Origin of the sequence: Amycolatopsis sp. CB00013, assembly GCF_001905755.1 — a bacterium.
In the GTDB taxonomy this organism is placed as follows: domain Bacteria; phylum Actinomycetota; class Actinomycetes; order Mycobacteriales; family Pseudonocardiaceae; genus Amycolatopsis; species Amycolatopsis japonica.
This window is the reverse complement of sequence record NZ_LIWC01000001.1, coordinates 1,614,880-1,639,604: the sequence shown is the minus strand read 5'-3', so window position 1 is coordinate 1,639,604 and position 24,725 is coordinate 1,614,880. Positions and strand designations below refer to the sequence as shown.

Sequence of the window (24,725 nt, the reverse complement as noted above, 5' to 3'; positions counted from 1 at the left end):
GCCATGAAAGCGCGGCCCGAGTTCGTCACCGTGATCACGCGGCGAAACCCGCTCATCCGCTGGTCCGACCGGCTCGAAGCCGCGCTGCTAGTCGGCGCCGTCCTGCTGGCTCTACTGGCGATCCCGTTCGCCGCGGCCGCCGGATCCGCGGCCTACGCCGAAGGAAGGGAGCGCGCGGCGGAACAAGCGGCGAACCGTCAGGAGACGACCGCCGTGCTGATCGCCGACGCCCCGCCCGTCCACGTGCGCCTCGACGGTGTGCCGCTCGACGAGAAGGTCGAGGTCGCCGCCCGTTGGACGGGGCCCGGCGGGCTGATTCGTGAAGGCGTGGTGACCGTCGATGCCGGGATGGTGACCGGGAACGAGGTGCGGATCTGGCTCGACGCGCGCGGGTATCCCGTCGAGGCGCCGGTCACCGACGCCGACGCCCTGAGCCAGGGCATCGGCGTCGGCACGGGGCTGTGGCTGGGCTGGCTCACCCTGGTCGCGATGGTCTTCCTGGCGTGCCGGGCGGCGCTTGGGCGCGGCCGTGCCGCCGAGTGGGCGCGCGAATGGGAACAGCTGGCCTGGAAGGAGAAAAGATGAGAATCCTGTTGACAGAAGCCACCTTCGACGAGTCCCGGGAGATCGCGGCCGCGTTGCGGGACCTGGGGTGCCGGGTCAGCCCGTGCCATGTCCGGTCCGGGGTGTGCCGAGCGCTCGCACCCGGCGGGACCTGTCCGCTGGACGAAGCGGACCGGCCGGATCTCGCCGTCGACGTCCGCGGTGCCGAGCCCGGTCTGACCGCACGGGAATTCGGTGTGGTGTGCGCGCTGCGGAAGCGGGTGCCGGTCGTGATGACCACGGCACGGGACACGGGTGGTCCGGTCGTCCCACCGGGTTTCGAAGACCGCGTCACGGCTTGCCCGCCGGAAGACCTCTTCGAAGCGTGCAGGGGATTCCTGCGCTCACGTGCTTGACCGAGAACGATCACAAGGAGGCTCCGATGCGTGCTTCGGAGATCATGACCAGCCCTGCGGTGGCGACCACACCCGCGACATCCCTTCGCGAGGCGGTGGCAGTACTGACAGAGAAGGGATTCGCCGGCCTTCCGGTCGTGGACCATGAAGGCCGGGTGCTGGGGACATTCACCGAATTCGACGCGCTGCGGGGAATCCGGGCGGGCGGTGAGGGGATCACGGTCGGCGCGTTGATGTCCACGCCGGTGGAGGTGATCTCGCCGTCCACCGACGTCACGGAGATCGGCAGACGGATGCTGGCCGACCGGCTGCGCTGCCTGCCGGTCGTCGAAGAGGGTGTCCTGGTCGGTGTGGTGAGCAGGCGTGATCTGCTCCGCCCGCTCGTCCGGCCCGACGACGCGATCGCCGCACAGGTGCACGGCCTGATCAGCGACTACGCCGGACATCGTCCGAAGTGGACTGTCGAGGTCGACGGCGGTTACGTGAACATCGCCGGTGAGTTCCGCGACGAAGCCGAACGGCGGGTGCTCGACGCGCTCGCCCGGACGGTGCCGGGCGTGGTCGCCGTCGTACTGGTCACCCGGAATCCGGCGGCGACATGACGGCCGGGACGAGCGCTTTGCTGGCGGACGGCGACATGGTCACCGTCCGCCGCTTGCGTGCGGAGGACTTCGATGCGGTGCTGAACCTGCATCAGCGATTGGACGAGCACGACCGCTATCTGCGCTTCTTCACCGCCCATCCGGGGAGGCTGGATCTGCTGAGCCGGTTGGCGATCGAAGGCCCGGGGATCGGGGCGTTCCGAGGGGAGGACCTCATCGGGATCGCCCATTACCGCCCGGCAAGCGCGGACGACGCCGACGACGCGGCCGAAGTCGCCCTGGTCGTCGACCGCGAGGTCCAGGCACACGGGGTCGGCACCCTGTTGCTCGAACACCTCGTGTCCTTGGCCTTGGCCCAGGGAATCCACCGCTTCGTCGCACTGGTGCTCGCGGAGAACACCCGGATGATCAAGGTGTTCGCCGACCTCGGCCTTCCGTACGTCATCGGAAGGGGAGGGCCGGAGCTCGACGTCGAGATCGAGCTCGGCGAGCCCGACCGATACCTCGAGCGCGTCGAGGAGCGGGAACGGCTCGCCGACGTGGCGAGTCTCCGCACGGTGCTGGCCCCGGCCTCGGTAGCCGTCGTGGGGGCCGGCAGGCGTGACGACTCGGTGGGCAGGGCGATCCTGCGGAACCTTCTCGACGCCGGCTATACCGGCGACGTGTACGCCGTGAACCCGAACACCAAGGAGATCCTCGGCGTTCCCTGTGCTCCCTCGGTGTCCTCTTTGGACGCCACAGTCGAACTGGCGGTGATCTGTGTACCCGCGGAATCCGTTCCCGACGTCGTCGAAGACTCCGGACGGGCGGGTGTGCGCTCGATCGTGCTCGTCACGGCGGGGCTGACCGGGACGCCGCTGGAACACCGCGTCCGCGAACTCGTCGCCCGGTACGGGATCCGGCTGGTCGGGCCCAACTGCTTCGGCGTGGTCAACAGTGCTCCGGCGACCCGTCTCGACACGACCTTCGCGCGCCGTGCCGCCCGAGCGGGCCGGATCGGGGTGGTGACGCAGTCCGGCGGTTTCGGGATCGCGCTGATGGACGCACTCGCCGGGCTGGGGCTCGGACTGTCCACTTTGGTGTCCGCCGGTGACAAGTACGACGTGAGCGGCAATGATCTCCTGCGGTGGTGGCGCGGCGACGGGGAAACCGACATCGCGGTGCTGTACCTGGAGTCCTTCGGCAACCCTCGAAAGTTCAGCAGGCTTGCCCGCGCTCTCGCGAGGGAGAAACCGGTTGTGGCCATTCGCGGGGCATCCGCCCCGGCGGCGCAGCGGGCCGCGGCCGCGCACACGGCCGCGCGAGCGGTCCCGGCCGCGACCAAACTGGCGTTGTTCGGCCAGGCCGGTGTCCTCGTCGTCGACACGGTGACCGAAGTCCTCGGCCTGCTCGCCGCGCTCTCGTGGCAGCCGCTGCCATCGGGTCCGCGGGTGGTCGTCGTGAGCAACGCCGGGGGTGCGGCGGTTCTGGGGGCGGAGGCCTGCGTTCGCAACGGTCTGGTCCTGCCCGAGCTGAGCCGGAAGACGCACGACACGCTCCGGCGGCTGTTGCCCGAGCACGCGAGCGTGGGCAACCCGCTGGACACGAGCGCCGCGGTCACGGCCGACATCTTCGCTTCGTGCGTCACCGAGGTCTTGGCTGACGAAGGTGTGGACGCGGTGATCGCCGCCGGCGTGCCGACCGGTGTCGGAGATCCGCTGGCCGGGCTGGTCGCACGACCGGAGAGCAAGACCGTCCTCGCCGTGCGGCTCGGCCAACTGGAGTCCGTCGCCGCCCACAGCGGGATTCCTTGCTACGCCGATGTCGAGGAGTCCGCGGCCGTCATGGCGAAGCTGTCCGAACGGACCCGCTGGCTCGAGGCGGGGAGGGGCGGCCTGCCCCGGCTCACCGGGATCGATCTCGCGACGGCGACCCGGTTGGTGGGCGAATACCTCTCCGCGCATCCGAACGGTGGCTGGTTGTCCCGAAAGGACGGTGAGGATCTGCTCGGCTGTTTCGGGGTTCGGGTGACCCTGCGGCGATTCGGTGATCGCGAGCTGCTGGTACGCGGCCAATCCGACGACGTTTTCGGTCCGGTCGTCGTCCTGGGGCTCGGCGGTATCGACGGAGCCTTGCTCGACGACAGATCGACCGGCCTGGGGCCGCTCGGCACCAACGACGCCGAAGCGCTCATCGACAGCCTGCGCGCGAGCAAGGCGCTGTTCGGCGAGAACAGCGCTCTCGACCGATCCGCGCTCGCCGAGCTGCTCCTGCGAACCGACCGGATCATGGAGCTGGTGCCGCAGGTCGTCGACGTCGACCTCGACCCGGTCTTCGTGTCGGCGGAAGGGGCCACCGCGGGCGCTGTCCGGGTGCTCGTCCGGCCGCGACCATGGGCCGATCACCACCTTCGCCGGCTGTGAGAAGAACGAAGTCCCGGCGCCGGGAAACGGTGCCGGGACTTCGATGTCCGGACTGTCACCGGAGCCAAGGGTTCCTGTCCACGAAGGACAGTCGAGTCCAGCGCTCTCCGAGCCCCCAGGTGTTTCCGGCGGCGGTCGCGGCGAGCACGATGAGTACGAGGGCATAGATCACGTGGTACTCGATGAGGGGGTTCGTCGACATGGTCGGCTCGCCGGCGCCGTTCGTCCGGTCGAGCGGCCATTCGGCGATCCACATCAGCAGCATCATCACGGTGCCGGTGATGGCGGAGATCCGCATCCCGATCCCCAGGGTGACGGCGAGACCGATGCCGAGCAGACCGGCCATGAACAGCCAGTCCGCCCACCAGGTTCCGCCCCAGGAACGCAGGGTTTCGGCGAACGGGCCCACGTCGACCCGGCTCAAGAAGCCCTTCGTCGGCGAGCCGCCGTTGATCCAGGCGTTGCCGGAAGCGGTGGCGTAGCCGAGGCCGAAGGTCTTGTCGACGAACGCCCACAGGAACAGCAGACCGGTGGCGACACGGAGCACGGCGAGGCTCATGGCACCGGCCGACCGGCCGGAATGGACTTCCTGATGCTGGACGGGAACGCTGCGCCGGTGTCCGCTTTCGGTGGTGGCCATGGACTTCTCCTCTGTTGGCAGTTTCACGATCGCTTCGAGTGTGTTACGACACGGCAGGCTGCTCTGGGGTCGAAAGGCCCGGGTACGCGAGGCCATCGTCATGCGCCGCGGCGAGACTCGCGCGGCATGCGCGAATCAGCTGCCGGGTCGCCCGCGTCGGCGCCGCCCGTCCACAGCCCGGGCAGGAGAAGGTGACGTCCCCGGCCAGTTCGTCGACCGCGACGGAGAGCGCGAGAGAGCAGGAGCGGCACCAGCGGTGGCCGGTCACGACGATGACGTGCAGCGGCGAGGACACGCATTGGTGCAGCCAACGGCGATGGGTCCGGCAGGTGATCCGATCGAGAGGATCTCGATCTTTCTCTTCCTCGAGGTCTTCCCGTGACAAGGTGATCGCGAGCCGCCGGTCCTTCAGGTCCGCATAGCGAGCGAGGGGAGCCTGTTCCCGTTGGTTCTTCGTGGCCGGCATGGGAGGGTCCTCGCTTCCGATCCGCGGGTTGTTGACCTGTACTCCCATCGTGCTCGGCTCGTCGGCGACTCAGGAGAGGCGGACGCCCCGGGTGAACCGGCCCTTCGGTCCGTCCGGATCCCGCCGAGTGCGGGCCGAAGGTCCTGCTGCTCAGATGCCGAGGGAAGCGGGCCGGATGACGTCGTCGTCCCAGACGAAGTCGAGCCGGTTCCGGACGTCGACCACGCCGGGGACCTCGCTCGCCAGGGCGCCCGCGCGTTCGGCCGCGCCGCGGTTGTCCAGCCTGCCGAGAAGCGTCACCACACCGTCGGCGACCGTGACGGACGCCTGTCCTGGTGTCACCCACAGGGTGCCGACGAGGATGTCGTGTTCGATCTCGCCACGGATCTCTTCGTCGGGACGCCGGAACGAGGACAGCAGGTCCCGGCGCGACACGACACCGACCAGCTTCGCGTCCTCGACGACGAACAGCCGTCGTACGTGCTTCCTGGCCAGGAGGATCGCCGCGGCGGCGAGGGAGGCGCCTGCTTCGATCGTCACCACGGGTGCGGTCATCAGGTCCCTGGCGAGCAAGGCCTTCGCTTTGCGTGACTCGTCTTTGGCGTGATGTCCGGCGAAAAAGGCAGGGCGGGGGTCGCGAAACCGGGCCAGGAGGTCAGCCTCGGAGACCACGCCGACCGGTGCTCCGGAGTCGTCGACGATGGGGACCGCGCTGATCCGCTGCCTCGCCATCAGCGCGGCGATCTGTTTGTAGCCGGCGTCCGGCCCGACCGTGATCGGATCGGTGGTCATGACTTCGGAAACGGTGCTGCACATGGATCGCTCCTTCGTTCTCAGGAATCCGCGGTGCGGGAGATCAGCACCGGGCAGGCGGCGTGATGGATCAGGCTCTGTCCGGTCGAGCCGAGCAGGAGACCGCGGAATCCGCCGCGGCCCCGGCTGCCGACCACGACCAGTTGGGCTTTGACGCTCCAGCGCAGCAGTTCCTGGCGGGGTTCGTCGTGCACGACCACCTGGTGCACTTCGACGTCGGGATAGCTGTCGCGGAACTTCGACACCTGCTCGGTGAGCATCCGTCGAGCGGATTCGGTGAAGGCACTCCAGCCGTAGTTGCCCGCGGGATCACCGAAGGACCGGGAAGCCGAGACGTCCTCCCAGGCGTGCACCGCGACCAGGTCCGCTCCCCGGGCGCACGCCTCGTCGAAGGCCGCGGCGATCGCGACCTCGGCGGAGGGGCTTCCGTCGACGCCGACCACGACGGGTTGTTTCCACGCCGCGGGGAGGTCCCAGGTGCGGCCGCGTACCGACACGACGGGACAGTGCGCGTGCCCGGCGAGGGCGGTCGTCACCGATCCGCCGAACAGGGCGGTGAAGCGGCTGTGCTCGGTGGAACCGAGAACGACCAGCCGAGCGGTTTCAGAAGCCTCTATCAGCGCCGGGGCGGGGGAGTCGTCCGAGAGGTGTGTCGTGACGACGGGGCCGTATGTGTGGCCCACGGTGTCCGCTGCTTCACGCAGAATCGTTTCTCCGCGGTTCTTGACCTTGCGCAGGAGCTCATCGGACGGCGGCACACTACCCAGGTAGTAGTCCGAGATTCCCAGCGCGTGCCAGAGTTCGAGGGAGGTTTCGTGGTGGTCGGCGGCCTGCATGCCCCAGGTGGCGGCGGCACGGGCGCCGGTGGATCCGTCGGCACCGACCACGATCGGCCCGGTCAGCCGGAAGGTTCGGTTCATCATCGGCTCTTTCCGCTCAGCACGTCCCTACGGGGCCAAAGCTAAGCGGGCGGACGTGTGCGGTCCGGTGCCGTTGGTCCCGGATTCCGGGGACCTCGGGTGCGCCTCAGGTCACTGGCGCGTGTGCGCGTGGAGCCGCTTCACTCGATCGATGACGATCCTCATCGCCGGCGGAGGTCTCAGCGGCCTCAGCCTCGTGGCACACCTGGTGGCACGACCGGAATCCCCGGGACCGATCGTCGTCGTGGACGACGGTAGCCGTGAGCTCGCGACCACGGGTTGGGCCTACTGGTCCGCTGAGCAGGGAATCCTCGACCAGGCGGTGTCGCGAACGTTCGATCGGTTCCGCGTGCACGCGGCCGGACGTAACCGGATCGTCGGCCTCGGCCGGTACGAATACCGCTTCGTCCGTGGTGACGATCTGGCGGCGGCGGTCGGCATGGCCGCGGCGAGACGTGGCGATGTCGTTTTCCGCCGCGGACGGATCACCGAGATCCGGCAGGCGGGCCAAGGGGCGGAAGTCCTGGTGGACGGTGAATCCCTCCGGGCGGATTGGGTGTTCGACAGTGTTCTCCGGCCTGGCCCGGCGCGGGTGGACGGCTGGCTGATCTTCCGCGGTTGGCACGTGCGCACGGCCGCTCCGGCGTTCGACTCGGCCGTGCCCACCTTCTTCGACTTCCGAACGTCTCAGAGCCGCGCCGCGAGCTTCGTCTACGTCTTGCCACGGGGGCCGCATGAAGCACTGGTCGAGCACACGTCCTTCGCGCCGCCCAGCTCGCGGGGTGTCGCGTATCCCCAGGAGCAGCGAAACGCTTTACATGAATACCTCGCCACGATTCTCGGCGTGCGGGAGTACGCGGTCACCCGTGAGGAGTCCGCCTCCCTGCCGCTCTCCGCTTCCGCCGTCGACCGCAGACGCGGTTCGATCCTCGCCATCGGGACCAAAGCCGGCCTGGTGAAGGCATCGACCGGCTATGCCTTCCAACGCATTCAAGCCGACAGCGCGGCGATCGCGAGGTCGTTGGTGGTCCACGGTCATCCTTTCGAGCTGCCGAAACCCAAACCGAGGCATCTGTTGTTCGACGCCACGCTTCTCGACGTCGTGGCCCGTGACGCGGCTCAGCTCGAACGGGTCTTCGCGGCGTTGTTCGACCGGCGCTCGGCCGAGCCGGTACTGCGATTCCTCGACGAGGAAAGCTCCCTGCCGCAGGAGGGAAGACTGTTCGCGCGCCTGCCGCCTTCGTTGTACTCAGCGGTGAGCCGGAGGCATCGATGAGATTCTCCCTCACCCGCTATCGGCGGTCTTGGCTACGAGGTGATCTCTTGGCCGGGGTGACCGTCGCCGCGTATCTGGTGCCGCAGGTGATGGCGTACGCGGAGGTGGCGGGACTGCCGCCGGAAGCCGGCCTGTGGGCGGTGATCGGGCCTTTGGCGGTCTACGCGGTGCTGGGCTCGTCGAAGCTGCTTTCGGTGGGCCCGGAATCGACGACCGCCTTGATGACGGCCGTCGCGCTCGGCCCGCTCGCCGCAGGAGATCCTGCCCGCTACGGAGCGCTCGCGGCAGTGCTGGCGCTCATGGTCGGCGGCCTGTGCCTGTTGGGAGCCTCGGCCCGGCTCGGGGTGCTGGCCGACCTGCTGTCGAAGCCGGTACTGACCGGCTACATGGCGGGGATCGCGGTGCTGATGATCGTGAGCCAGCTGGGCAAACTGACCGGCGTCCCCGTGACCGGCGAAGGGGTCCTCGCGGAACTGGGTTCGTTCGTCAAGAACATCGGGCATCCGCACTGGCCGACCGTGGTCCTCGGCGGTCTCGCTCTGGCCTGCCTGCTGGCGGTGCAGCACTGGCTTCCGCGGTTTCCCGGCCCCTTGGCCGTCATCCTGCTGGCCGCCGCCGTCGTCACCGGTCTTTCCTTGACGGAGAAAGGGATCCGAGTGGTAGGGCCGGTTCCGGATTCGCTGCCGGTACCCGAGATCCCCGTGGTGAACGGTGCTGACCTGGCGAGTCTGCTGCTGCCCGCGCTGGGGATCGCCCTCGTCGGCTTTTCCGACAACGTCCTGACCGCCCGCGCCTTCGCCGACAGGCACGGCGGGCGGGTCGAATCCGATCGCGAGCTGCGCGCGCTGGCCGCGTCGAATCTCTCCTCGGGACTTCTGCACGGGTTCCCGGTCAGTTCGAGCGGCAGCCGGACCGCGCTGGCATCCGCGATGGGCGCCCGGACCCAGCTGTATTCCCTGACCGCGCTCGCGACGGTCGTGCTGACGGTACTTTTCGCGGGACCGTTGCTGGCGGGTTTTCCCAAGGCGGCGTTGGCGGCGATCGTCGTCTACGCGGCGTTGAAGCTGGTCGATCCCCGGGAATTCCGGCGCATCGCGAAGTTCCGCCGCAGCGAGTTCTTCTTGGCGGTGTCGACCTTGCTGGCCGTCGTCGCACTGGGCGTCCTCTACGGCGTGCTGGCCGCCGTCGGCCTGTCCATTTTGGATCTTCTGCGCCGGCTGGCGCGGCCGCACGGCGCGGTGCTCGGTTTCGTGCCGGGAGTGCCCGGGATGCACGATGTCGGCGACTATCCGGACGCGACGACCGAACCAGGCCTGGTGATCTACCGGTACGACGCACCCTTGTGTTTCGCCAACGCGGACGACTTCCGGCGGCGAGCCCTCGCCGCCCTGGACGGCGAAAAGCGGGTCGAGTGGTTCGTCCTCAACGCGGAAGCCAACGTCGAACTCGACATCACGGCGGCGGACGCCTTGCGCGGGATCTGCGACGAGCTGCGTCACCGCGGGATCACGTTCGCGCTCGCCAGAGTGAAACAGGAGCTACGAGAAGATCTGAAAGCCGCAGACCTACTCGGGCTGATCGGTTCCGGGTCGCTTTACCCGACGCTGCCCAGTGTCGTCGAAGCGTTCCGTGAGAGGGGGAAGGCGCATGCCGAACCAGGATGAGCGCATGTGGTCCGGCAGCGAGGTCGAGATCCTGGCACGAGCCGTCATCCGTGCGCCGTCGGTGCACAACATCCAGCCATGGTCGCTGGACCTGCCCGGTATGCGCGCCGAGCTGAGCGAACGGACCGATCTCACCTTGCCCGAGCACGACCCGACCGGTCGCGACCGGCTCATCTCCTGTGGAGCGGCCTTGGAGAACCTGGTACTGGCTGTCCGGGTACTGGGGTGGGCCACCGACGTGGAGATCCCTCCGGGGCCGGGACCGCTGGTCGCCGTCGTGACCACCTCGGGCCGTGAGCCGCCGTCCGACCGCGAGCTGCACGCGTACGCCGCCATCTCGCGGAGGCGGAGCCACCGCCGCCCGTTCGCCGCGATCCCGGTCGCGTCGTCGATGCTCGCGCCGCTCATCGGGCAGCTGCCGCCCGGCGTCGGCTGCCGGGTCCTGAGCGCCGGTGAGAAAGATTTCCTCGCGGCACTGCTCGAACAGGCTTCTCGAACGATTCAGAGCGACGACGGCGTCCAGCGGGAGCTCGAGGAATGGACAGAGGACTGGCGGTCCGACGGTATCGGTGACGGCCTGCTCCGGCCTGGCTACGACAAGGCGGGCCTTCCGTGGGCGGGACTGGTCCGCCGGGCCAGTCTGGTCCCCGACGTCCGGACCCTCGCGCGCAGGCTGGACGCGGAGAGCATCCTGCTCTTCTGCGCGAAGGATGACGATCGCGCCGGCCACCTCGCCACGGGAGTGGCCATGCAACGCTCTTGGCTCGCGGCCATCGACGGAGGCCTGGCCGCGTCGGTGCTGACCCAGCTGCTGCACGAGGAACTCGTCCGGGAGCGGATGACCGAGGAACTGAACCTACCGGGACACCCTCAGCTCATCATGCGGCTCGGCTATCCGGACGGGCCGGTTCGGCATGCCTCCCGCCGCCGGCTCGGTGAGGTCTTGCGGCATCCGGACGATCATCGCCCGTTCTGACGGCCGCGTGACTTGGCAGAGGCTGCCGGTGGTGAAACGCTGGAGTCGTCCGGGCGACGGAGACCCGCCACTGTGCCGACCTGAGGAGTGACCGAATGCCGCCGGAGCGAGGTTCGGCCGACGAGACGCCACCGAGCGCGGCGGTCTTGACCGGGCTGCGGCTCGACGAACTGCTGCACGAGGTCCAAGAGCGGCTGTCCGAGATCGTCAAGACCCGGGATCGGCTTCAAGGCCTGCTCGACGCGGTGCTGGCCGTGGCCACCGGGCTGGAACTCGACTCGACCCTGCAGAGAATCGTGCAGGCGGCGGTCGAGCTGGTCGACGCCCGGTACGGCGCGCTCGGCGTGCTCGGCGACGAGGACGGGCTTTCGGAGTTCGTCTACGAGGGCATCGACGCGGAAACCCGGTCCCATATGGGCCACTTGCCCGAAGGCCGCGGCCTGCTCGGACTGCTCATCGCGGAGCCTCATCCCGTCCGGGTCCAGGATCTGTCCCAGCACCCGGCCTCGGTCGGGTTCCCGGCGAACCATCCGCCGATGCACAGCTTCCTGGGTGTCCCGGTCCGCGTCCGGGACGAAGTCTTCGGCAATCTGTACATGACGGAGAAGCGGGGCGCCGCCGAATTCACCGCCGATGACGAGGTCGTCCTGCAGGCACTCGCCGCGGCCGCCGGGGTCGCGATCGACAACGCCCGGCTGTTCGAACGATCACGGACGAGGGAACGCTGGCTGGAAGCGGTCGCGGAGGTCAACGGCGAACTCCTCGGGGGCGCTTCGGTCACCGACACGCTGAACCTGATCGCCGCCAGGGTCCGCGAAATCTCCGCCGCCGACCAGGTGCTGATTCTCCTCGCCACCGAAGTCGGGCAGCCGTTGACGGTGAGCGTCTTCACCGGGGAGCGGAAGACCGCTCTGGAGGGTGCGTCGATGGCGGGCGGGCATCCGGCCATCGACCAGGTGCTCGATTCCGGTCAGCCCAGTCTCGTCCCTGACCTGGGTACGGTCTCCTCCGGCCAGGCCGAGCCCGCTTTCGAGGGTCTCGGACCGGCCGCCGTGATCCCGTTGAACAGCGCTTCCGGTGTCGGAGGGGTCCTCATCTCGGGGAGGGACAAGGGCTCCGCCCAATACAAGGCCGATCAGCTTCCCATGCTGTCGTCGTTCGCCGACCAGGCCGCGGTCGCGTTGGAGTTCGGTGAGAAACAGCGAAATCAGCGGCTGCTGGACGTTCTCGCCGACCGGGACCGGATCGCGCAGGACCTGCACGACCACGTCATCCAGCGGATGTTCGCGACCGGCATGAGCTTGCAGAGCATCGTGCCGCGGGTACCCGACACGTTCGCGCGGGACAGGGTGACGCAGGCGGTGGAACAACTGGATCGCACGGTCCGCGAGATCAGGACGTCCATCTTCGACCTGCACACCTCGGGCTCGGACGCCTCGAAGAGCCTGCGTCGCCGTCTGCTCGACGCCGTCACGGAGTTGACGACCGAGAGCACGGTCACCCCTTCGGTCCGGATCGCCGGGGCCGTCGACACCCTCGTGCCGCAGACGCTGCACGAACATGCCGAGGCAGTGGTCCGCGAGGCGCTGAGCAATGCCGTCCGGCATTCCGGCGCCGATGAGATCACGATCAGTGTCGAGGCCGACCGTGAGCTGACCATCGAGGTCGCCGACAACGGCATCGGTATCCCGCACGAGGGCAGGCGAAGTGGTCTGTCGAACCTCGCCGACCGGGCGGAGAGGTGTGGTGGCGAAGCCGAGTTCGGCGACCGTGACGGTGGTGGCGCACGGGTGCTCTGGCGTGTTCCGCTGGTCTAGCCGTCACCGAATACCGGGGGCGCCGCGGTCCTCTTGAGTTCGGTCGCGAGGACCGCGGCCTGCGTCCGGCGCTGGATGCCGAGCTTGGCCAGGATCCGGGAGACATAGTTCTTCACGGTCTTTTCCGCGAGGAACATCCGCTCACCGATCTCGCGGTTGGTCAGGCCTTCGCCGATCAGGTCGAACACGGTTCGTTCCTGCTCGGACAGGGCGGCGGTCGGATCGTTCTGGTCGCGCTCACGCCGGATGCGGTTCATCAGCGCGGCGGTGGTCCGGCTGTCGAGCAGTGAGCCGCCACTCGCGATCGTGCGGATGGCCGAGACGAGGTCGTTGCCGAGTACCTGTTTGAGGACGAATCCCGACGCGCCGGCCATGATGGCGGTGAAGAGTGCCTCGTCGTCGGCGTACGAGGTGAGCATCAGGCACCGTAGCTCCGGCTCGGTGGACAGCAGATCCCGGCAGAGCTCGATGCCGGTCCCGTCGGGGAGCCGCACGTCGAGCACGGCGATGTCCGCATCGCTTTGGGGGACGCGGGCGAGTGCTTCGGCGACGGACGCGGCTTCGCCGGCGATTTCGATGTCGGGTTCGTTCCCGAGCAGATCCGCCAGCCCTCGCCTGACGATCTCGTGGTCATCCACGAGGAACACCTTGGTCGTCATCTCGTCCCTCCTGCGGGGTCCCGGCATCTCGACCGACGGTACCCGTGTAGTTCGGCCGATACAGCCACCTAGACGTCCCAACGAACCGGGACTTTGGACCCTAGTGGGACCCGCGCCGGGTATTTGGTCCCGGTGATCGATGCCCTCGGTACCTGCTCGGTCCTCGCGGGACAGGTGCACCGTGGAAGTCGAGCGAATGACGACTGAGGACGGGACACATGGCGAACGGGTGGACGAGGGCCGAGACCGAGGTACTGGCGAGGACGTTGCTGCGGGCGCCCTCCGTGCACAACATCCAGCCGTGGCGACTGGAGCTCGACGGCGGCCGTCTTCTCCTGCGTGAGCGCCGTGACGTGGCCCTGCCCGAACACGACACCCGTGGCCGGGACCGGCTCATCTCGTGCGGTGCCGCCCTCGCCAATGTGGGGCTCGCGGTCCGGGTTCTCGGCTACGACCTGACGACGCGGATGTTCCCGGAGGACGGCGAGCCGGACCTCGTCGCCGCGATCGAGACCACGGGGCGTTCGGCACCGTCCGATGTCGACCTGCACCGGTACTCGGCGATCGCCCGGCGAGGGAGCTATCGTCACCCCTTCTCCGGCAGGCGAGTCTCCCGGGAGAAGGTCGGCGACCTGATCGCCGCCGCGACCGAGAGCGGGGTCGAAGCCAGGCTTATCCACGACGAACTGGAACTTTCCCGGGTCGCGGATCTGCTCGAATTCGCCGCCGAGGCGTATCAGCACGATTTGGCGTACCAGCGCGAACTGGCCTTGTGGACCATCCACGACGAGCACTATCACCGCCATGGCGTCGGACTGGCCGCGAGCACGCTACCCGCCGGATCGCTTCCCTGGGCGGGGCTGGTCCGTCCAGGGACGACTCTTCCGGATCGCCGAGTTCTCCAGCGTCGCCTCGCCGGCGAGACCTTGCTCGTCTTCCTCACCGTCGACGACAGCCGATACGACCACCTGCACGCGGGACACGCGCTACAGGACACCTGGCTCGAAGCGGTCGACGACGGTCTGGCCGGTTCTGTCCTGACCCAGCCGTTGCACCTGCCCGAAGTCCGTTCCGCGTTGGCGGAGGATCTGGAACTTCCCGGGTTTCCGCAGGCCGTCATGCGCTTCGGCTATCCCACCGGACTGGTACCGCCGAGCCCGAGCCGCGCGGTCGACGAAATCCTCGGAACGGGATTCTGAGCTCCGACGAGAAAGGTGGCATCGTGACCATCGCGCTGACCTTCCATGGCGGAGCCGGAACCGTCACCGGCAGCAAGTACCTGCTGGAAACACCCGGATCCCGCGTCCTGGTCGACTGCGGCCTCTTCCAGGGGCTCAGCGACCTGCGCCGCCGGAACTGGGCACCGCTGCCGCGTGCCTTGACCGACGTCGACGCCGTGGTGATCACTCATGCCCACCTGGACCACTGCGGGTACCTGCCGGTCCTGGTGCGATCCGGCTGGCGCGGTCCGGTGTACGCGACGCCGGGCACCGCGGCGCTCGTGCCGATCGTGCTGGAGGACAGCGCCCACCTCATGACCGAGGAAGCCGCGCACGCCAACAAGTACGGCTGGTCCAAGCACCGGCCGGCCTTACCCTTGTACGACGCGGGCGACGCGCGGAAGGCGATCGGGCTGCTCGAAGAACTCGACTACGGCGCCGAGACGACGGTGGGCAAGGACATGACGCTGCGTTTCGGGCAAGCCGGCCACATCCTCGGCTCCGCCTGGGCACAGTTGCGGTCCGACGGGCGCGACGTCGTCTTCAGCGGCGATCTCGGCCGTCCGGCGCACAGTCTCCTGCGCCCGCCTTCACCGCGGCCTCCCTGCGACGCGCTGGTGCTCGAATCGACCTACGGCGCCCGCGTCCACCACGACACCGATGCCATGGATCGACTCGGCGAAACCATCCGGCGGACGGCCAGGCGCGGCGGCAGTGTGCTCATCCCGGCGTTCGCCGTCGACCGGACCGAAGTGGTGCTGGCCGCACTCGCGAAACTGATGCGGTCGCGCACCATCCCCGAGCTGCCGGTGTACGTGGACAGCCCGATGGCCTTGGCGGCGCTGAGGGTGTACCGCGAGGCGTTCCGAGACCACTGGCCGGAGATCCGGCCCGAACTGGCCGGGCACGATCCGCTGACCCCGCCTTCGTTGACCGAGCTGCGGACCGTGGAGGAATCCATGCGGGTCAACGCGCCGAGGATGCCTTCGATCATCATCTCCGCGTCGGGGATGGCGAGCGGTGGCCGGGTACTGCATCACCTGGAACACATGCTGCCCGATCACCGCCACACCGTGCTGATAGTCGGCTACGCCGCCCCAGGAACCCGCGCGCGCAGCCTCGCGAACGGAGCGAGGCAGATCAAGATCCACGGCCGGTACACCACGGTCCGCGCGGACGTGGCCCAGCTCGACGCCTTCAGCGCCCATGCCGACGCGGACGAGCTGGTGCGGTGGGCCGGCGCGGGAGCGGCGCCGAAGACCACCTATCTCGTGCACGGCGAGCCCGAGGCGTCGGCGGCGGTCGCCGAACGGCTTCGTGCCGAGCATGACTGGCAGGCCGTCGTTCCCCGTGATCGGGAGCGGGTGCTGATCTGACGGCTACGCGTGGCCGCCAGCCCGCGAGCTCTCTCTTGAAGTACATGATGGCCCCCTTCCTTGCGCCTAGGTACAGGAAGGGGGCCTTCGTGTACTTGAGGAAGAGGGACGTTGGTCCCGGTGACACAGCCTCTTCGGCCGTATTGCTGCACAAGCCCGCGTTCCTACGCTGAGCCGATGGACGGACAGCCGGTGCGCCTGCGCGATGGCCGGACCGTCTTCGTGACCCGGGTGAGTCCGGCCGACGCCGAAGAACTCGGTGAGGCGCTCGTCGAAGCGGATCGGGAGACGCTGTACCGCCGGTTCTGCGGGCCGCCTCCGAAGGTGACACCGCGCTTGCTGGCACACCTGACCGAGCTCGATTTCGATCGCCGTTACGCGCTCGTCGCGCGTGACGAGGCCGGCAAGGGTGTGGCGATCGCGCGGTACGAGGCGACGCTCCAGCCAGGGGTCGCGGAGATCGCGGTCGCGGTGAAGCCTTGTTGGCGCCGGGCAGGGCTGGCGACGGCTTTGGTCACGAAGCTGGCGGAAGCGGCGTCGCGGCACGGGTTCAGAGAGTTCACCGCCACCTACCTCGCCGACAACCGCGCCGTCGCCGACCTGCTCGACTCGGCGGGGGCGCGACGAGTGATCACGGACGGCCTCGCGGACGCGGCGGTGCGGCTGCCGTCCCAACCGTCCACAGTGGACTTATAGGTCGAAGGTCCCGCTCCTTGGTTACGAATGCCGCTGCCTTCTTCTCGTGTCGGTTCCTAACGTCCAAGGCAGTTGCCGAACCAAGATGGGGTGAACCGCTATGCCGGAGAATTTGGGACATCGGGTCGTCGTCGGTATCGACGGCTCGGAGTCCGCTGTCAGGGCCGTCCGCTGGGCGGCGGATCAGGCGCGCCGCCGCCACGCGGAACTCGCGCTGGTACACGCGATCGACGACGAGTCGCTGAATCATCCGAGGCCGATGCCGACCCGGGAGAACCTCGCGGAAATGATCAGGATGCGCGGACATCGCCTCCTGCGGCAGGCCCGTGATGCCGCCAGGGAGGTCGCCCCGGATCTCCACGTCTCCCTCCTGTTGCGGCACGAGCGCCCGGTGCAAGCGCTGAAGGACGCCGCCGAGAACGCGGACCTGCTCGTGCTAGGGACCGAAGGGCTGCGTCCCCTGGGCCGGGTACTGGTCGGATCGGTGTCCATCGCGCTGGCAGCACGAGCGGCGTGCCCCGTCGCGCTGATCCGCCCGCACGTCGCGGAAGCCGAAGCGCCGCAGGACGGACCGGTCGTCGTCGGCGTCGACGGGACAAGGACCAGCGAAGCCGCCCTCGCACTCGCCTTCGAGGAAGCGTCCTGGCGGCAGACCGAATTGGTCGCCTTGCATTGCTGGGACGACGCATTCCTTTCGGCGGTCTTCGAGGAGACGCACTGGAGCCTGGAGCGGGCCGAGATCGAGGAGAGCGCGAACGAGGTCCTCGCCGAACGGCTGGCGGGCTGGCGGGAGAAGTACCCCGACGTGCGTGTGCATCGGGAGGTGGTGCGAGGTCGTCCCGCCGACAAATTGCTCGAGCACGCCGACCGGGCACAGCTGCTGATCGTGGGCAGCCGCGGCCGCGGCGGCGTCGCCGGGATGCTCCTCGGTTCGACCAGCCAAGCGGTGATGTCCTACGCGTTGTGCCCGGTGATCGTGGCCCGCGAGGCAGCGGGCCGGTGACCGGCTCCGCCATGGTCCGGGGAGCGGCGGGTCTCACAGCGGACGAAGCGGCGACCGCGCTTCGCCGGGACGGACCGAATACCCTTCCCGCCGCGAAACAGCGGAATTCGTTGCTGACGCTGGCGGGGCAGATGGTCCATTTCTTCGCGTTGATGCTGTGGGCGGCGGCGGGGCTGGCGTTGCTCGCCGGGATGCCTGCGCTGTCGATCGCGATCGTCGTGGTCGTGGTGCTCAACGGTGCGTTCTCGTTCGCCCAGGAGTACCGCGCGGACCGTGCCGCGGAGCGGTTGCGGGATCTGCTGCCGGTGCGCGCGACGGTGCGCCGGGACGGGCGTGCGGTCGTCGTGGACGCGGCGGACCTGGTCGTGGGCGACGTGGTCCTGCTCGAAGCAGGGGACCGGGTGTGCGCAGACGGGGAACTCGCCGAATGCGGCCTGCTCTCGGTGGACGAGTCGATGCTGACCGGCGAAAGCAGACCCGTGCGGCCGGAGATCGGCGGATCCGTTTTCGCCGGGACGTATGTCACCGAAGGACACGGCGTCGCGATCGTGACGGCCACCGGCGCCCGCTCCCGCCTCGCCGGAATCTCGGCGGTGACCGCGAGCGCGGTGCGGCCGAGGAGTCCGTTGGCCACGCAGTTGTACCGCGTGGTGCGGATCGTGGCCCTGATGGCGGTCGCGGTCGGCTGCGTGTTCTTCGCCGCCGCCCTCGGTCTCGGCCGCGCGGGAACGGAGAGCTTCCTCCTCGCGATCGGCGTGACGGTCGCGCTCGTCCCGGAAGGGCTGCTGCCGACCGTGACGCTGTCGCTGGCGCGGGCGGCGCAGAAGATGGCCGGCCGCAACGCCCTGGTACGCCGGCTCGAATCCGTGGAGACGCTGGGGGCGACCACGTTCATCTGCACCGACAAGACGGGCACGTTGACCCGTAACGAAATGTCCGTCGTCCGGGTGTGGACGCCGTCCGGGACCGTCGAGGTCGACGGTACGGGATACCGGCCGGTCGGCGAGCTCACCGGCTCTCCGGCGGCGGTGCGGGCGGCGACGGCGCTCGCGGATTCCGCGGCACGGTGCTCTCCGGACGCACACGCCGTCGAAGAGGCGAACGGGTGGCGGCCGGTAGGCGACCCGATGGAGGTGGCGCTGCACGTCCTCGCCGCACGCGCCGGAGTCACCGCCGCTCCGCAGCCGGCCGGACGGCGGCCGTTCGATCCGCGCCGGCGCCGGTCCTCGGTCGTGGACGTCGACGGCCTCCATGTCTCGGGCGCACCGGACACCGTCCTGCCCCTGTGCGCGGAGGTTTCCGGTGCGGACGAAGCCATCGCCGCGTTCAGCAGGGCGGGTCTGCGGGTGCTCGCGGTGGCGCGCAACGCCGAACCGGCCGCACAGGAGGAGCAGGGCGGGCTGACGCTGCTCGGCCTCGTCGGGCTGGAGGACCCGCCCCGGCCCGACGTCGGCGCCGCGATCGCGTCCTGCCGTCGTGCCGGGATCCGCCTGGCGATGGTGACCGGCGACCATCCGGGGACGGCGGCGGCAATCGCCGCGGAAGTCGGGCTGCTCGGGCCGGACCGGCTTGTGCTGGAAGGCAAGGACCTGCCTGCCGACGACGAGGCGCTCGGCAGGCTGCTCGATGTCGACGGTGTGGTGGTCGCCAGGGTCGCCCCGGAGGAGAAGCTCCGGATCGCGAAGGTCCTCCAGGCTCGCGGGCACGTCGTGGCGATGACCGGAGACGGCGTCAACGACGGGCCTGCCTTGCGCACGGCCGACATCGGTGTCGCGATGGGGGCATCGGGCAGTGACGTCGCGAGGGAGGCGGCCGATCTCGTCCTCCTCGACGATCATTTCGGTACCATCGTGGCCGCCGTCGAACTCGGGCGCGCGACGTTCGTGAACATCCGGCGCTTTCTCACCTACCACCTGACCGACAACGTCGCCGAGCTCACTCCGTTCGTCGTATGGGCGCTCGCGGGCGGGCAGATCCCGCTGGCCATCACCGTTCTGCAGGTTCTGGCGCTCGACATCGGCACCGACCTCCTCCCGGCGGTCGCGCTCGGCGCGGAGCCGCCGAACCGGCGCACGATGGAGGGGCCCGCGAAGGGCGGCTCCCTGATCGACGGCAGGCTGGTGCGCCGCGCCTTCGGAGTGCTCGGCCCGGCCGAGGCGCTGGCGTCCATGGCGGCGTTCCTGGTGGTGCTGCTGGGTGGCGGATGGTGGTTCGGCGAGGTGCCCGGCACCGCGCTGCTCGCGACCGCGTCCGGTACCGCCTTCACCGCGATCGTCCTCGGCCAGCTCGCGAACGCCTTCGCCTGCCGGAGTGAGTCGCGCTGGGTCGGCAGGATCGGCTTGCGGGGAAATCCCTTGCTGTGGTTCGCGATCGTCTTCGAGCTCGCGATGCTGGCCGCGTTCCTGCTCATGCCGCCGCTGCCCGGGCTACTCGGTGGTACCACGCCGAGCCCGCTCGGCTGGGTGCTGGCCTTCGCCACCGTCCCGGTCGTCCTGCTCGCCGACACCGTCCACAAGGCGGTTCGTGCCCGGTCGTGACCGGTGTGCGATCCTCGCCAAGGCCGAGAGCTCGTTTTCGATGGCCTTGGCGAGGAAACCGGCGTCCGGCGCACTCGCGAAGTCCAGGGTGATCCCGAAGTTGAGCTTGTCGCGATAGGAGAAGGCGGCCACGCCGGTCCGCAGCCGCAAGGCGACCGGGACGTAGGGATAGAGGTCCGCCACCTCGCGTCCGAGCAACCGCAGCGGCGCCCTTGGCCCGGGGACGTTCGTGACCACCGAGACCACGTTGTGCTGAGGAAGACCGGCGGCGAGCCGGACGGCCCACGCGACCGGTGCGAACGGGACGGAGGCCGCGACACCGGTCAACGCGGCGCCGGCCTCCGCCTCTTTGCTCGCCTTCAAGGCTGCCGAGCGCCGATGAACCGCGAGCAGCCGTCCTGCGGGATCGGGGACGTCGACGGGGAGCAAGGGCAGCATCAGCGAGACTTCGTTGTCGACGCTGTCGTGGTTTCCGCGGACGGAGACCGGCACGAGAGCGCGCATCGCGTCCGGGACCGGCTTCTCGCCTCTCCGCCGCAAAAGAGCACGGAACGCGCCCGTGACGGCCGCGAGTGCGACGTCGTTGACCGTGACTTCGAAGGAACGGCAGACGGCGTGCACGTCGTCGAGGGAGGTATGCGCCACCTCGTAACGCCGGTCCGGGCCGAGGGGACCGGAGAGCGACGACCGCGCCGCGGGGATGAGCGCGGAGGCGAACGCAGTCAGGCCCGAGACGGCATCCGCGATACCTCGCACCGCCCGTGAAGGTGAGAGCGCCAGCCGTACCGCCGAGCGAAGCAGTTCGGCGGGAGTCAGCAGGAGCCCGCGTGCGGCGTCCTTGAGCAGGTCCGCGGTACCGGGGTCGGGTACCGGTTCACTTGTCGTGGCGTCCCGTGGCACGTCCGTGAAAAGGACCTTCAGCAGCTCGTTGCCGGTGACGCCGTCGGCGACGCAGTGATGCAGTTTCGACAGCACCGCCCAGCGGCCGCCGGAGAGCCCTTCCATGACCCAGAATTCCCACAGTGGATGCTCCCGGTCGAGGCGTTCCCCCATCAGCAGGGCGACGAGTTCGCAAAGCTCCCGCTCCCCGCCGGGTGCCGGAACGGCGATCCGGTGGAAGTGCCGGGCCGCGTCGAACCGGTCGTCGTCGACCCACACCGGTGGACCGAGATCGAGCGGCACACGATGGATCTTCTGCCGGTAGCGGGGGATCAGCGGCAACCGGGCGGTGATCGACCGGACGAAGTCCGCGTGCGAGGGCGGCGGGCCTTCGATCACCGCCACCGAAGCGATGGAAAGGGAGGCGTTGGAATCCCCGTCTTCCAGCTCCAGGAACGCCGCGTCGAGCGGGCTGAGATGGTCCATCGGTGCCTCCCGGTTCGTTCACGACGCGAGATCGCCGGCCTCGGTTTCCTGCCGCAGCACGTCGAGGACGACGCTCCCGTCGACGGTCTCTTCGCTCATCAATTCGGCGGTCAGCAGGTCCAGCGCTTTCCGATGCCCGCGCAGCGCGCCGACGGCCCGGTCTTCGGCCGCGCGCAGCAACCGCGTGACCTCACGGTCGATCACCTGCTGCGTTCTTTCGGAGAATCCGCCGTTCCGTCGCTCGGCCGGGTCGTCGGCGAGGAACCGGGCATGCGCGGCCGGATAGGCGACCGGACCGAGCGTGGTGGACAGGCCGAACTCCGTAACCATCTTCACCGCGAGCGCGGTGGCCCCGGCGAGATCGTCGGCGGCGCCGGTGGAGCCCTGACGGAACACCACCAGTTCCGCGGCGCGTCCGCCCAGCCGGATGGTCAGCAGATCGGTGAGATAAGCCTCGCTGTAGAGGTGTCGTTCAGCCTCGGGAAGCTGCTCGGTGGCGCCCAGGGCCATCCCCGCCGGAAGGATGGTGACCTTCGCGACCGGATCGGCGTGTTCGCACAGCGCGGCGATCAGCGCGTGACCGGATTCGTGCACGGCCACGGCGTGCCGTTCCTCGGGCAGCAGGGCGTTGGACGTTTCGCGACGTCCGAGCAGCAGCCGGTCACGTGCCGAGTCGAGGTCGGCCGCCGTGATGGTCGTGCGCCCGGCGCGGACGGCGTTGATCGCTCCCTCGTTGACCAGATTCGCGAGATCCGCGCCGGAGAACCCGGGCGTTCCGCGGGCGATGCGCCGCAGATCGACATCAGGACCGAGGTGTTTGCCGTTCACGTGCACGGCGAGAATGGCCGCGCGTTCGTCCTGGTTCGGCAGCGGCACGGTGACCTGCCGGTCGAACCGGCCGGGCCGCAGCAGCGCGGGGTCGAGGGATTCCGGGCGGTTGGTCGCGGCGAGCACGACGATGCCGCTGCTCTGATCGAAACCGTCCATCTCGGCCAGAAGCTGATTCAGGGTCTGCTCGCGTTCGTCGTGCCCGCCCGTGCCACCGCCGACGCCTCGGCGGCTCCCGACGGCGTCGATCTCGTCGATGAAGATGATGGACGGCGCCCGGTTCCTGGCTTCGGTGAACAGATCGCGGACCCGCGAGGCACCGACGCCGACGAACATCTCCACGAACTCGGAACCGGTGACCGACAGGAACGGCACACTGGCCTCGCCCGCGACGGCGCGAGCCAGCAGGGTCTTCCCGGTGCCCGGCGGTCCCACCATGATGACGCCGCGCGGCCCTTTCGCACCCGCCGCCGCGTACCGGTCCGGGTCGCGGAGGAAGCCGACGATCTCGCTGACGTCCTGCTTGACCCCTTCGTATCCCGCGACGTCCGCGAATCGGGTGGTGGGCCGCTGGGCTTCGATGATCTTCGCCTTCGACCTGCCGAAACCTCCGGCCTTGGCGAGTGACCGTTGCGCTCCTTTGCCCATCCAGATGAGGAAACCCACCAGGAGAAGCAAGGGGAGCAGGCTGCCGACGAAGGAGAGCACGCCCGACGTGCCCCCTGGCGCGCCAGTGATCTGGACGCCCTTGTCCTTCAGTTTCGGCAACAACTGGTCGTCGTCGAGCGCGACGGGAAGCTGCGTGGTGAACGCGGTTCCGTCGCGGAGGTTCCCCTTGATCGCCCCGTCATCGTCGACCGTGACCTTCTCCACCTGTCCTGCGTCTACTTTGGACAGAAGCTCCGTGTAGCCGAAGGTGGGAGTCTCGGCGGTCAGCAGATGTGGGAGGAAGAACAAGAGCAGCATCACCAGGAAAGCCGCGGGAACCAGCCAGCGGCGCCGACCTGAAGGTTCAGGCGGGCGCGCCGGCGGTATCGGGTCGGAGGGCGGGCCGGGTTCGGCCGTCCGTGACATGGTGTGTCCCTTCGCGCGCGGGCCCGGTCACCCGCGAAGCACGGCACGCCGTGTCTCGAACTCGTCCTTGTCGATCTCCCCGCGCGCGAACCGTTCGTTCAGGATCTTGATCGCGTCGTCGTGACCGGTCGAGGTCTTGGTGGTGCGGCGCAACACGATCACCGAGACGGTGATGAGGCCGCCGACCAGGATGAGCACGGTGATCAGCATGAGCAGCATGCTGACCCAGCCGCCGTCGGAGTAGTGCCAGTAAGGCATGGCCGTTCCTTTCGATTCAGTGGCTCTGGTAGCGCACTTCGCGGAGCACCGGCGTCCCGAGCGGTGCGAGGACCTCGTCGAGGTTCCGGCGCGGGGTCGCGGGCAGGGGATCGGCGTTGACCGGTGCCCAGCCGGTCCGCAGCACCATCTGCGGGAAGGTGCCGCCCGTGACCAGGTCCCGCACCTTCGTCCTGGTGTCCGCGACTTCCAGCGGTTCGGTGAGCGGAGAGGTCGCCAAGCCCAGGCTGGTCGCGGCGAGCAGCACCGCGCTGGTGGCCTCGCCCGCGCGGAGGCGCGACATGGCATCGTCCGAAGCCGTGCTCAACACGAGGAGCACGGTCTCGTCCGCTTCGCCGGCCGCTCCTTCGGGCTGTCCGAGCAGGGGGTCGGCGAACGCACGCGCGGGCAGGGCGCCGGGGGTGTCGTCCTGTGCGGGTGCGTTCGCCGACGGGACGCCGTCGGGAGCGGTGTGCCTGCCGCTCCAGGCGGCGAGTTCGGTGCGGTACGCAGGGTCCGCCGCGTGGACTTCGGCGGCTTCGGAGATGGCGCGCGCGAGGTGGTAGCGGGCGGCGTCGAGAGCGGGGCGCAGGATGGTGCCTTCGTCCGCCGCGTGCCGGGCGAGGGTGTCGAGGTGCCCTGTGGGGACGGTCCAGGAGCTGTGCCTGCGCCGGTCGGTCCGGCGCCGGGGAATGGCGGCGGCGAGCGTGATGTCCTCCTGGGTGGGCTCGTGCCGGTGCAGCTCGACGGACGCCAGGTGGTCCGGCTCCGCCGGATTGGGCAACCGGTGCACTTCCGCCCGCCAGCCCAAGGCCGCGAAGCCGACCCGGAGGTGGTGCAGCGCCGCGCCACAACCGAGCAACAGGTCCCGGCCGTCGGGATCGGTCCCGGCCAGCTGCCGGGCCCGATCGGCGTAGAGGTGAACGGTGCGATCTCCGACGCGCCATTGCCAGGGCTGGGAGTTGTGCACCGACGGTGCGCGGCATGCCAGGGCCACCGCGGTTTCGACCGTGTAGTCGTCGGGAAGGCCGTGGTCCATCGGAAACCTGCCTCTGCTCAAGGGAGTGAAGTGCCGTGTTTCAGGGTTCTCCGGACACGGCGGATCGTGGAGGGCCAGAGGGCCCGGTTCGCCGGGCCGTTCGTTTCTGTTCTCCCGTGCGGTCGCGCGGGATCGTCG

The 24,725-nt window shown here is 69.2% G+C and carries 22 protein-coding genes; 13 read left to right on the top strand and 9 right to left on the bottom strand.

The features are described from left to right. Nucleotides 1-3: 3 nt before the first annotated feature. Genes AMK34_RS07350 through AMK34_RS07335 form a run of 4 tightly spaced genes read left to right on the top strand, consistent with a single transcriptional unit; the run spans nucleotide 4 to nucleotide 3,963 of the window. Complete coding sequence (locus AMK34_RS07350) at nucleotides 4-585, top strand: Rv1733c family protein (protein WP_073843833.1); 582 nt, start codon at nucleotides 4-6, stop codon at nucleotides 583-585. Continuing rightward, nucleotides 582-959: a hypothetical protein gene (locus AMK34_RS07345; RefSeq protein ID WP_016334954.1), complete on the top strand. Its 378-nt coding sequence runs from the start codon at nucleotides 582-584 to the stop codon at nucleotides 957-959. Before AMK34_RS07350 ends, AMK34_RS07345 begins: the two co-directional genes overlap by 4 nt. Before the next feature lie 26 nt (nucleotides 960-985). Further along, entirely contained in the window at nucleotides 986-1,561 is a 576-nt protein-coding gene (locus AMK34_RS07340) for a CBS domain-containing protein (protein ID WP_073844648.1), read from the top strand. After that, on the top strand, nucleotides 1,558-3,963 hold the full coding sequence (locus AMK34_RS07335; protein ID WP_073843831.1) for a bifunctional acetate--CoA ligase family protein/GNAT family N-acetyltransferase: 2,406 nt from the start codon (nucleotides 1,558-1,560) through the stop codon (nucleotides 3,961-3,963). The genes AMK34_RS07340 and AMK34_RS07335 overlap by 4 nt, the downstream gene beginning before the upstream one ends. A gap of 55 nt (nucleotides 3,964-4,018) precedes the next feature. On the opposite strand, the gene AMK34_RS07330 is transcribed toward AMK34_RS07335, so the two are convergent. The 4 genes from AMK34_RS07330 to AMK34_RS07315 form a co-directional block, all read right to left on the bottom strand. Further along, nucleotides 4,019-4,603 carry a DoxX family membrane protein gene (locus AMK34_RS07330; RefSeq protein WP_083649762.1) on the bottom strand — a complete coding sequence of 195 codons (585 nt, stop codon included), beginning with the start codon at nucleotides 4,601-4,603 and terminating at the stop codon, nucleotides 4,019-4,021. A 43-nt stretch (nucleotides 4,604-4,646) separates the two neighbouring features. Then, nucleotides 4,647-5,069, bottom strand: coding sequence for a hypothetical protein (locus tag AMK34_RS07325; RefSeq protein ID WP_241832704.1), 423 nt, complete (start codon nucleotides 5,067-5,069; stop codon nucleotides 4,647-4,649). 150 nt (nucleotides 5,070-5,219) lie between these two features. Beyond that, nucleotides 5,220-5,885: a CBS domain-containing protein gene (locus AMK34_RS07320; RefSeq protein ID WP_073843825.1), complete on the bottom strand. Its 666-nt coding sequence runs from the start codon at nucleotides 5,883-5,885 to the stop codon at nucleotides 5,220-5,222. A 17-nt stretch (nucleotides 5,886-5,902) separates the two neighbouring features. Further along, entirely contained in the window at nucleotides 5,903-6,802 is a 900-nt protein-coding gene (locus tag AMK34_RS07315; RefSeq protein ID WP_241832703.1) for a universal stress protein, read from the bottom strand. A 151-nt stretch (nucleotides 6,803-6,953) separates the two neighbouring features. Between AMK34_RS07315 and AMK34_RS07310 the strand changes: the two genes are divergently transcribed. The 4 genes from AMK34_RS07310 to AMK34_RS07295 all read left to right on the top strand — a co-directional run bounded on the left by AMK34_RS07310 (nucleotide 6,954) and on the right by AMK34_RS07295 (nucleotide 12,535). Further along, complete coding sequence (locus tag AMK34_RS07310; protein ID WP_073843821.1) at nucleotides 6,954-8,078, top strand: lycopene cyclase family protein; 1,125 nt, start codon at nucleotides 6,954-6,956, stop codon at nucleotides 8,076-8,078. Further along, entirely contained in the window at nucleotides 8,075-9,742 is a 1,668-nt protein-coding gene (locus AMK34_RS07305; protein WP_073843819.1) for a SulP family inorganic anion transporter, read from the top strand. Before AMK34_RS07310 ends, AMK34_RS07305 begins: the two co-directional genes overlap by 4 nt. Then, nucleotides 9,726-10,718 (top strand): Acg family FMN-binding oxidoreductase, encoded by a 993-nt coding sequence (locus AMK34_RS07300; protein ID WP_073843817.1) that lies wholly within the window; start codon nucleotides 9,726-9,728, stop codon nucleotides 10,716-10,718. Before AMK34_RS07305 ends, AMK34_RS07300 begins: the two co-directional genes overlap by 17 nt. Before the next feature lie 95 nt (nucleotides 10,719-10,813). Then, the gene (locus AMK34_RS07295; RefSeq protein ID WP_073843815.1) at nucleotides 10,814-12,535 is read left to right on the top strand and encodes a sensor histidine kinase; all 1,722 of its coding nucleotides are present in this window, start codon (nucleotides 10,814-10,816) and stop codon (nucleotides 12,533-12,535) included. Here AMK34_RS07295 and AMK34_RS07290 read toward each other — a convergent pair. Beyond that, entirely contained in the window at nucleotides 12,532-13,194 is a 663-nt protein-coding gene (locus AMK34_RS07290; protein WP_073843813.1) for a response regulator transcription factor, read from the bottom strand. The genes AMK34_RS07295 and AMK34_RS07290 overlap by 4 nt on opposite strands. Before the next feature lie 218 nt (nucleotides 13,195-13,412). On the opposite strand from AMK34_RS07290, the gene AMK34_RS07285 reads away from it, so the two are divergent. The 5 genes from AMK34_RS07285 to AMK34_RS07265 all read left to right on the top strand — a co-directional run bounded on the left by AMK34_RS07285 (nucleotide 13,413) and on the right by AMK34_RS07265 (nucleotide 20,026). Next, nucleotides 13,413-14,393: an Acg family FMN-binding oxidoreductase gene (locus tag AMK34_RS07285; RefSeq protein ID WP_073843811.1), complete on the top strand. Its 981-nt coding sequence runs from the start codon at nucleotides 13,413-13,415 to the stop codon at nucleotides 14,391-14,393. A 23-nt stretch (nucleotides 14,394-14,416) separates the two neighbouring features. After that, nucleotides 14,417-15,790, top strand: coding sequence for an MBL fold metallo-hydrolase RNA specificity domain-containing protein (locus tag AMK34_RS07280; protein WP_073843809.1), 1,374 nt, complete (start codon nucleotides 14,417-14,419; stop codon nucleotides 15,788-15,790). 177 nt (nucleotides 15,791-15,967) lie between these two features. Beyond that, nucleotides 15,968-16,486: a GNAT family N-acetyltransferase gene (locus AMK34_RS07275; RefSeq protein ID WP_073843807.1), complete on the top strand. Its 519-nt coding sequence runs from the start codon at nucleotides 15,968-15,970 to the stop codon at nucleotides 16,484-16,486. A 100-nt stretch (nucleotides 16,487-16,586) separates the two neighbouring features. Beyond that, entirely contained in the window at nucleotides 16,587-17,489 is a 903-nt protein-coding gene (locus AMK34_RS07270) for a universal stress protein (RefSeq protein WP_073843805.1), read from the top strand. Next, nucleotides 17,486-20,026: a cation-translocating P-type ATPase gene (locus tag AMK34_RS07265; protein WP_083649760.1), complete on the top strand. Its 2,541-nt coding sequence runs from the start codon at nucleotides 17,486-17,488 to the stop codon at nucleotides 20,024-20,026. Before AMK34_RS07270 ends, AMK34_RS07265 begins: the two co-directional genes overlap by 4 nt. On the opposite strand, the gene AMK34_RS07260 is transcribed toward AMK34_RS07265, so the two are convergent. Genes AMK34_RS07260 through AMK34_RS07245 form a run of 4 tightly spaced genes read right to left on the bottom strand, consistent with a single transcriptional unit; the run spans nucleotide 19,916 to nucleotide 24,587 of the window. Then, nucleotides 19,916-21,391 carry a WS/DGAT/MGAT family O-acyltransferase gene (locus tag AMK34_RS07260; protein WP_073843803.1) on the bottom strand — a complete coding sequence of 492 codons (1,476 nt, stop codon included), beginning with the start codon at nucleotides 21,389-21,391 and terminating at the stop codon, nucleotides 19,916-19,918. The two genes, AMK34_RS07265 and AMK34_RS07260, sit on opposite strands and share 111 nt — an antisense overlap. 18 nt (nucleotides 21,392-21,409) lie before the next feature. Next, entirely contained in the window at nucleotides 21,410-23,293 is a 1,884-nt protein-coding gene (gene ftsH / locus AMK34_RS07255; RefSeq protein WP_073843801.1) for an ATP-dependent zinc metalloprotease FtsH, read from the bottom strand. Nucleotides 23,294-23,320: 27 nt separating this feature from the next. Beyond that, entirely contained in the window at nucleotides 23,321-23,551 is a 231-nt protein-coding gene (locus AMK34_RS07250) for an SHOCT domain-containing protein (protein WP_073843799.1), read from the bottom strand. Nucleotides 23,552-23,567: 16 nt separating this feature from the next. After that, nucleotides 23,568-24,587 (bottom strand): Acg family FMN-binding oxidoreductase, encoded by a 1,020-nt coding sequence (locus AMK34_RS07245; protein ID WP_073843797.1) that lies wholly within the window; start codon nucleotides 24,585-24,587, stop codon nucleotides 23,568-23,570. Between the last annotated feature and the right edge of the window lie 138 nt (nucleotides 24,588-24,725).

What these genes read in the sequence shown, in the direction of transcription:
- AMK34_RS07350 (WP_073843833.1), top strand. Translation starts at nt 4, where the DNA reads ATGAAAGCGCGGCCCGAGTTCGTCACCGTGATCACGCGGCGAAACCCG.
- AMK34_RS07345 (WP_016334954.1), top strand. Translation starts at nt 582, where the DNA reads ATGAGAATCCTGTTGACAGAAGCCACCTTCGACGAGTCCCGGGAGATC.
- AMK34_RS07340 (WP_073844648.1), top strand. Translation starts at nt 986, where the DNA reads ATGCGTGCTTCGGAGATCATGACCAGCCCTGCGGTGGCGACCACACCC.
- AMK34_RS07335 (WP_073843831.1), top strand. Translation starts at nt 1,558, where the DNA reads ATGACGGCCGGGACGAGCGCTTTGCTGGCGGACGGCGACATGGTCACC.
- AMK34_RS07330 (WP_083649762.1), bottom strand. Translation starts at nt 4,603, where the DNA reads ATGGCCACCACCGAAAGCGGACACCGGCGCAGCGTTCCCGTCCAGCAT.
- AMK34_RS07325 (WP_241832704.1), bottom strand. Translation starts at nt 5,069, where the DNA reads ATGCCGGCCACGAAGAACCAACGGGAACAGGCTCCCCTCGCTCGCTAT.
- AMK34_RS07320 (WP_073843825.1), bottom strand. Translation starts at nt 5,885, where the DNA reads ATGTGCAGCACCGTTTCCGAAGTCATGACCACCGATCCGATCACGGTC.
- AMK34_RS07315 (WP_241832703.1), bottom strand. Translation starts at nt 6,802, where the DNA reads ATGAACCGAACCTTCCGGCTGACCGGGCCGATCGTGGTCGGTGCCGAC.
- AMK34_RS07310 (WP_073843821.1), top strand. Translation starts at nt 6,954, where the DNA reads ATGACGATCCTCATCGCCGGCGGAGGTCTCAGCGGCCTCAGCCTCGTG.
- AMK34_RS07305 (WP_073843819.1), top strand. Translation starts at nt 8,075, where the DNA reads ATGAGATTCTCCCTCACCCGCTATCGGCGGTCTTGGCTACGAGGTGAT.
- AMK34_RS07300 (WP_073843817.1), top strand. Translation starts at nt 9,726, where the DNA reads ATGCCGAACCAGGATGAGCGCATGTGGTCCGGCAGCGAGGTCGAGATC.
- AMK34_RS07295 (WP_073843815.1), top strand. Translation starts at nt 10,814, where the DNA reads ATGCCGCCGGAGCGAGGTTCGGCCGACGAGACGCCACCGAGCGCGGCG.
- AMK34_RS07290 (WP_073843813.1), bottom strand. Translation starts at nt 13,194, where the DNA reads ATGACGACCAAGGTGTTCCTCGTGGATGACCACGAGATCGTCAGGCGA.
- AMK34_RS07285 (WP_073843811.1), top strand. Translation starts at nt 13,413, where the DNA reads ATGGCGAACGGGTGGACGAGGGCCGAGACCGAGGTACTGGCGAGGACG.
- AMK34_RS07275 (WP_073843807.1), top strand. Translation starts at nt 15,968, where the DNA reads ATGGACGGACAGCCGGTGCGCCTGCGCGATGGCCGGACCGTCTTCGTG.
- AMK34_RS07270 (WP_073843805.1), top strand. Translation starts at nt 16,587, where the DNA reads ATGCCGGAGAATTTGGGACATCGGGTCGTCGTCGGTATCGACGGCTCG.
- AMK34_RS07260 (WP_073843803.1), bottom strand. Translation starts at nt 21,391, where the DNA reads ATGGACCATCTCAGCCCGCTCGACGCGGCGTTCCTGGAGCTGGAAGAC.
- ftsH (WP_073843801.1), bottom strand. Translation starts at nt 23,293, where the DNA reads ATGTCACGGACGGCCGAACCCGGCCCGCCCTCCGACCCGATACCGCCG.
- AMK34_RS07250 (WP_073843799.1), bottom strand. Translation starts at nt 23,551, where the DNA reads ATGCCTTACTGGCACTACTCCGACGGCGGCTGGGTCAGCATGCTGCTC.
- AMK34_RS07245 (WP_073843797.1), bottom strand. Translation starts at nt 24,587, where the DNA reads ATGGACCACGGCCTTCCCGACGACTACACGGTCGAAACCGCGGTGGCC.